The 7173-nt window shown below is 36.0% G+C and carries 5 protein-coding genes and 2 pseudogenes; all 7 read left to right on the forward strand.

Annotated features, from left to right (window positions below):
* The first annotated feature begins 20 nt into the window (after window positions 1-20).
* Window positions 21-1211 carry a phenylacetate--CoA ligase family protein gene (locus tag H9636_RS17230; protein WP_191708806.1) on the forward strand — a complete coding sequence of 397 codons (1191 nt, stop codon included), beginning with the start codon at window positions 21-23 and terminating at the stop codon, window positions 1209-1211.
* Window positions 1212-1348: 137 nt separating this feature from the next.
* Window positions 1349-1825, forward strand: a complete 477-nt coding sequence (locus tag H9636_RS17235; protein ID WP_191708807.1) for a GNAT family N-acetyltransferase — start codon at window positions 1349-1351, stop codon at window positions 1823-1825.
* Between the two features lie 28 nt (window positions 1826-1853).
* Window positions 1854-2396: a TlpA family protein disulfide reductase gene (locus H9636_RS17240; RefSeq protein WP_191708808.1), complete on the forward strand. Its 543-nt coding sequence runs from the start codon at window positions 1854-1856 to the stop codon at window positions 2394-2396.
* Between the two features lie 117 nt (window positions 2397-2513).
* A complete protein-coding gene (locus H9636_RS17245) occupies window positions 2514-2750 on the forward strand; it encodes a small acid-soluble spore protein Tlp (protein ID WP_191708809.1) in 237 nt (78 codons plus the stop codon).
* A gap of 825 nt (window positions 2751-3575) precedes the next feature.
* The gene (locus H9636_RS17250; protein WP_191708810.1) at window positions 3576-3731 is read left to right on the forward strand and encodes a hypothetical protein; all 156 of its coding nucleotides are present in this window, start codon (window positions 3576-3578) and stop codon (window positions 3729-3731) included.
* A 24-nt stretch (window positions 3732-3755) separates the two neighbouring features.
* Window positions 3756-6200: pseudogene (locus tag H9636_RS19495) on the forward strand (Ig-like domain-containing protein); the annotation flags it as partial.
* 266 nt (window positions 6201-6466) lie between these two features.
* Window positions 6467-7173, forward strand: a pseudogene (locus H9636_RS17270) (isopeptide-forming domain-containing fimbrial protein); the annotation flags it as partial.

The raw sequence follows: 7173 nt of genomic DNA on the forward strand, positions 1-7173 counted from the left end.
GTGAGAAGGAGGATGTTTTCGTGAATAATAGGGAATTGATTAATTGCGCAAATCAAAGTAAGTTTTATCAACAGAAACTTTTACATGTTAACACGGAACAATGGGAGTCCATTCCGTTTACAACGAAAAATGAATTAAGAGAAGTAGATGAATATGACTTATTAGGTGTAGATCGTTCGCAAATTGCTACTTATCATGAAACAAGTGGAACATCTGGTAAACCATCTCCTAGCTGGTTTTCACATAACGATACTTTACAAGAGGCAAAATTGTTAATGGATTCAGATTTACAATTATCGGAACATGATCTCATTTTAAATCGTTTCCCCTTTGCCATTGCATTACCTGCCTTTATTCTTTATTGGACAGCGAAAGAGGCGAAGGTTGGGTTTATTTCAGCTGATCAATGGAATTTAGCTGCTCCAATATCCCGCGTAGTCGAAATTTTACAAAAAACAAAACCTTCGATTCTCGCAATTGGTTCCAACGAAGCGATTAGACTTTATCACGTGGCGAAGGCAATGGGTGTTCAATTTCCTTTAGCAAATTTACGTGCATTAATCGTAGCGGGAGAATTAGTTTCACCATCTAGAAGAAAATATATTGAACAATTATTCGGAGTACCTGTACATATGTTGTTCGGTAGTACGGAAACGGGTTCCTTGTCCCTTTCTTGTAAAGAAGGTCATTTCCATTTAACCCATCCAAAAGTTAAGTTTGAAGTAGTAGATCAACAAGGACAAGTATTATCGTACAATGAAAAAGGATATTGCGTATTATCTACAGGGCGTGAAGGAATGCCACTTTTACGTTACTTTAATGAAGATATTATCGAAATTCAAGAGGGACAAACTTGTAGTTGTGGTAATGAAGCTCCTGTACTGATTCATTATGGAAGAGAAATTGAAAGTATTACAGTTAACGGAAAAACGTTTAACTTCTATGATATACAGGAAGCCATTTATACATTAGAAGAAATTCCTTTCCAATGGCAACTCCAACAAATTGATCAAACCGTGACATTCTTCTTGCAATATACGAAAATAGTAGATGTAACGAGTATTTCTAGGGAGCTTTCTGACAAACTGGGCTTTGAAGTTCTAGTGGAATTAAGCGAGCTTTATCCGATTGAACATTATATTCAAAAGCCGAAACATACGAAAACAACTTATATTGAAAAATTCTCCACAGATGTTTTAGTGGCAGAATAACCTTTCCTAAGAGCATGTATTGAACATTTCGTTCAAATGCATGCACTTTCTTTTATTGTATTTCTCATACATAATTACTAAAATTTACTTAAATGCAATAAAAATTTTTAAACATTAAATAACTGAGGTGATGAAGTGTGAATGTCGTTGCAATAAATGAAATCTCTAAAGAGCGAGTAATCGCGTTTTTTAAAGAACATTGGGGAAGCCCTCAAATGGTGATTTCAACTGGTATTTATGATTGTAGTACATTAGAGGGTTTTGCTGTTTTGAAAGAAGAAAAAATAATAGGGTTAATTACTTATGTTATACAAAATGGAGAATGTGAAATTATATCATTAGATAGTGTAGAAGAAGGAAAAGGAATAGGTTCCGCTTTAGTTCAAGAAGTAGAACGACTGGCTTTGAAGGAAAAATGTAAAGTTCTTAAGCTCGTTACAACGAATGATAATTTATTAGCTTTAAAGTTTTATCAAAAGCGCGGGTTTCTATTATCCCAAATTTTTAATAATGCCGTAGAGAAAGCAAGAAAGCTAAAACCGGAGATTCCCTTTATAGGAAATGACGGCATTCCGATTCGTGATGAAATTGAACTGAAGAAACCTTTGAATTGATCTCCATTATGAATAGGGGAAACGTAGTATGAAAATGCAGCGTAGAAGAATGATTTTATTATTATCAGCTTTATTCATTGTTATACTAATAGGCATTTTAGTGAAAAACCACATTACAAAAGATACGGATTTTAACCCAATGATTACGACATCAAATGAAACAATAAAGTTAGACTTCAATACTCCATTAACGAGGTTAGATGAAACCGGTACAACGTTAGAAGATTACAAAGGGAAGATTTTAATTATTAATTTTTGGGCATCTTGGTGTGGACCGTGTCAAAAAGAGGCCCCTCATTTAAAAGCATTTTATGACAATATGCCTGATAATGTAGAGCTATTAGCAATCAATATCACTTCATCTGAGATTCGTAAAAATATCGAGAAATTTATAGATTTATACGATTTAAAATTCCCAATATTTTTAGATCTAGACAAATCCCTTGAGAAATCGTTTAAGGTACTTACTTATCCAACAACTTTTATAGTCGATTCAGACGGAACCCTAAAGTATACGATTAAAGGACCGATTGATGAAAATGAATTAAAAAAACTAATCGCGAATCTATAGATGAATTTTAAAAACTTCCTAATATATATTGGGGAGTTTTTTATTCACATTGGCCGATTTGAATAGATAGGTGAAAGTTATCCAAACTACTTATAAACGGTATTTGGAGGAAAAACGATGACAAACGAAAAACAACCAAACCGAGATAATCGGTTTAATAATGTGGAACGTCTACACGACATGATTGAAAATACAAAAAGAAAACTTCAAGAAGCGGAAGTAAGTATGGAGTTTGCAAGTCCAGAAGAGCAGGAAATGTTAAAACAAAAAAATGAGCGGCGTAAACAATCAATTGAAGCAATGAATAAAGAAATGAAGGAAGAAATGGAAGCCCGTAAAAAAGGTGAAATATAATACAGAAGGGTTTAAGCTAGGAAGTTATCCTAGCTTTTTTATAAGCAATTTCTTTTCTAATTAATGTATTTTAAAGAAATTAATGAGTGTCCTAAGTAATTTTAATTAAAGAGATTTAAATTGATGCATCTTATATATATATTTTAAGGATAAAAATACCCATTAACATAAAGAGTGTGATTTAATTTTACCTATGATTTATTTTAAAGATGTAAATTAGATACTTGTTATAAAGTATATTGAACTATTATGATGGAAAATTTTGTTCTATTTTTGACAGATTTATTTACAAATTTCGAAAGGAATAAAAGTTGAGAAATGTATGTTTTTGTAAAAATAGGGCGAAATTATCTTGTTTTTCTGTATACAAAAAAACTATTATTGGATATGTCAATGACTAATTTTTCCAATAATGATGGAGTAAGCGTGTTAAATTTTTAATTAACTTTATGTATATTAAATCGGGTATTTTAGTCAGAATTTTTAGAATTTTGTGTATGGTATGTTCTTTAATTGAAGGGGGGTGATGATTTTTACGCAAGAAGTTTTTGACCGTTCTATTACTCTTTTCTCTGCTCGTTTTTAAATCCAATGATACAGAAGAATCAAGTCAAACAAAAGGATAAAATGATTCTGTACATATTCAGGAGAAAAAAGTTGAACAAAAGACTAATTCCGCAGCTACTGAAGTAGATAATATGTAATGGGAATTGATTAGAGGGGAATACAGGTTTTATTTCCTAAGTTTAAGAGTTTTGTAAGAGTATTATATTAGTCTTTTATTTTGAGAGAGTAATAATTACATAATAAAGGGAGGGAATAATATTGGATACTAAGTCGATAGTAAGTAAATTATTTAAAATTTTCATTATTACTCTTGTTATTATCTCGAACAGTTTAATTCAGCCTCTAAGCTTTGCGCAGATAAAGGCAGATGCGGCTACGACAGATGATAACTGGCTAACGTATAAACTGGATTGATTTTCCAGTGATAGCGTAAATCAATTGTTTAATGTATTAGGTTCCGCTGAAGTTCCAGAAGGACAAAATTTTATTCGATTAACACCTGCATCCCCATTACAAAGTGGAGCGGTTATTACGAAAAATAATTTCTGTCCTAAAGACAATTACTCTTTTAGTACAGCTTTTTCATTTAAAATCGGGAATACAAGTCCTGATGGCCCGAGTGATGGATTTACATTTACTCTTCAGGCTAACCAAAACAACCCATTAAATAATGGGGGGAGTTTAGGTATTTATGGTACCGCACCGAGTTTTAGTATAAAGTATGATACTTTTAAAAACGATGGTTATAATGACCCGTCAGATAATAATATTGCTCTTACTGTAAATGGAGAACCAGTCAATCAGTCTGGTTGGTATACAGATTTAGATCAGTATAATACGTCGAACGGTACGAATTATGACTTGTCTAACGGTACTCAATATTATACATGGATTGACTATGATGGATTAAGTCAAAACGTTCAAGTTCGATTAGGTACTTCTCCAGAAAGAGCGAGTTCTCAAGTAGTGCTAGATGTAAACAGCATCAATCTTGACTCGATATTTAACGGAGCAAAACCTTATGCGAGCTTTACCGGAACGACAGGATCTCCTTATTACGAAACACACGATATTTATAACTGGTATTTTGTAAACCAATACGCACCTATTAGTACACTTAGTTCACAAAATGACTATAGACAAGCGCCAAGCAGCATAGATTTATCAGCTGCGACGGATAGAGGATACAATGCGACCGTCACTTTATTAGATCCACTAGGTAATCCAGTTGAAGGTGCATCTCTTGATAGTTTTACTTCCACAATAGGGGAGTTAACGGGACCTAACGGAGAGGCTGTAACTGATTTAGTATCAGATGCAGATGGAAAGATTCAAGCAGTAGTAAATAATGCAGGACATAATGAGGAAGTTTCACTTTCAGCTACTTATGATTGCTTTACTGACACTACATCATTTACTTCCACAAACCAACCACCAACTGCACCGAATGATGAAAAAACAACGCCAGTAAATGAGCCAGTTTCGGGTCAAGTGGAAGGACAAGATCCAGATGGTGACAGCTTAACGTATCGTGTTGGGAATCAACAACCGAGTAGTGGGAAAGTAACTGTAAACGAAGATGGTACTTGGACGTACATACCGAATACAGACTATGTTGGTGATGATACATTTACAGTCATTGTAGATGATGGATATGGTGGGACAGCAGAAGCGACAATTACGATTCACGTTACACCTGTCGCTACCCCAAAATTAGAATCTAAAAAATCTTCAAGCATCCAAAAGAAAGCTGATGGAAATACAGATGCGAGTAACTCGGAAGTTGGAGATACATTACTGTATACGATTGAAACTCGAAATACAGTGGAAAACAGTTCGGTCACAAATCTAACAATCTCGGATAATATTCCAGAAGGTTTAGAATATGTACCTGGAACGTTGACTGTAGATGGTACATCGGTGAGCGATGCACAAAGTGACGACAATGGTCATTTTGCAGATGGACAAGTAGTCGGCCAATTTGGCGATGTAACAGATACGGAATGGCATACAATTACCTTCCAAGCTACTGTAAATGCAGACCAAGGTGGTCAAACGATTACCAATACAGCAGTCGTAACAGGTGATAATATTACCACTCCAGATGAACCAAATACTGAAGTTACAATCAATCCAGAAGGTTCTACAAATGCATGTCCAGCACCAGTAGCATTGATTAATGGTAGTTTTGAAGAATTATCCTATTCGCCGGATGATCCAAGAACTCCTGCTGGACCAGGGTGGACGGGTATACAGGATGAATATATACCAGGATGGACTACAACCGATTCAACCGGTCGATTTGACATTTTTGTAAAAAGTTTAATGGCTAAACTTCCAGATGGTGATCGTGATAAACACGAAGTTATTCATGGTGAGCAATTTGCTGAAATGAATAGTTTTGAAAACGCAACGTTATATCAAGATGTCGAAACTACTCCTGGACAAACTATTTATTGGCGTTTAGCTCATAAAGGTAGATATGGTGTAGATACAATGGCGGTGAAGATTGGTTCTAGTACAACTGCGCCAAATAGTCTTCCGAAAGTTCAAACAATGTCAACAGGTAAAGAGGCTTGGAAATATTATACGGGTACTTATACAGTTCCTGCTGGACAAACAGTCACACGTTTTGGTTTTGAGGCAGTTTCTTCAGCTACTGGAGACATAAGAGCTGGTAATTTCATAGACGATATCTTCCTTGGTACTGAACCATGTGTTGTTGCAGAAAAAACTGTTTCACCACAAGGGGATGTTTTTGAAGGTCAAGAGTTAACGTATGAAGTAACGACGAAAAATGGCGGCGGCGACGTTGCAGCGAATGCAGTCTTTGAAGATGCGATTCCGGAAGGTACAGAGTACGTTCCAGGTTCATTAAAAATTACAAATGGTCCTGGTGCAGGTGATTTGACGGATGCAACTGGAGACGATGCAGGTTACTTCGATGCAGACAATAACAAAGTTGTCATTGAATTAGGTGATTTAGCGAACACGACGAATTTACCTGAGGGAATTACGGTTCAGTTTAAAGTGAAAACATTAACAACTGAAACGAATAAATTAGTTACCAATAAGGCACTAATCAACTATGACAATCTTTTAACTAATGAACAAGAAACAACAGAATCAATGAAACAACTACTACCGTAATGCCATTAGAAGGAATCGATGCATGTCTTGCACCAGTAGCATTAATTAATGGTAGTTTTGAAGAAGGAGCAGCAAGAGGTTCATATACTGCTGCGGGAATCTATTTCTATGAATCTGAGGTTCCTGGATGGAAGACAACGGACGATGCGCAAGGCGTAAAACTTATCGAGATATGGAACCATAACGTAGGCCTTCCTGCAGCTGCGAAAAACTTTGCAGCACCAGTTGACGGTGATAGATGGGCAGAACTAAATGCCTATGAAAACGGAATGCTTTATCAAGATGTCGAGACGACTCCGGGTCAAACACTTTATTGGCGTTTATCCCACATGGGACGTCAAGGCGTTGACATGATGCAGGTTCGTATTGGGGCAGCGACAAGTAATCCATATAGTACAGTGCCACAAACTCAAATGTCTACTGGAAATACTGCATGGAAAACTTACACAGGTACTTATACTGTTCCGGCAGGTCAAACAGCAACACGATTTGGCTTTGAGGCATTAAGCACAGCTAGTGGCAATATTGGAGCTGGTAACTTCCTAGACGACATCTTCCTAGGCACTAAACCATGTGTAGTCGCAGAAAAAACCGTCCTCCCTGAAGGGGATGTGAAAGCTGGTCAAGAGTTAACGTATGAAGTAACAACGAAAAATGGCGGCGGCGACGTTGCAGCGAATGCAGTCTTTGAAGATGCGATTCCAGA

This window comes from Ureibacillus galli (assembly GCF_014836845.1).
GTDB classification, from domain to species: Bacteria; Bacillota; Bacilli; order Bacillales_A; family Planococcaceae; genus Ureibacillus; species Ureibacillus galli.

What these genes read in the sequence shown, in the direction of transcription:
- H9636_RS17245 (WP_191708809.1), top strand. Translation starts at nt 2,514, where the DNA reads ATGACAAACGAAAAACAACCAAACCGAGATAATCGGTTTAATAATGTG.
- H9636_RS17240 (WP_191708808.1), top strand. Translation starts at nt 1,854, where the DNA reads ATGAAAATGCAGCGTAGAAGAATGATTTTATTATTATCAGCTTTATTC.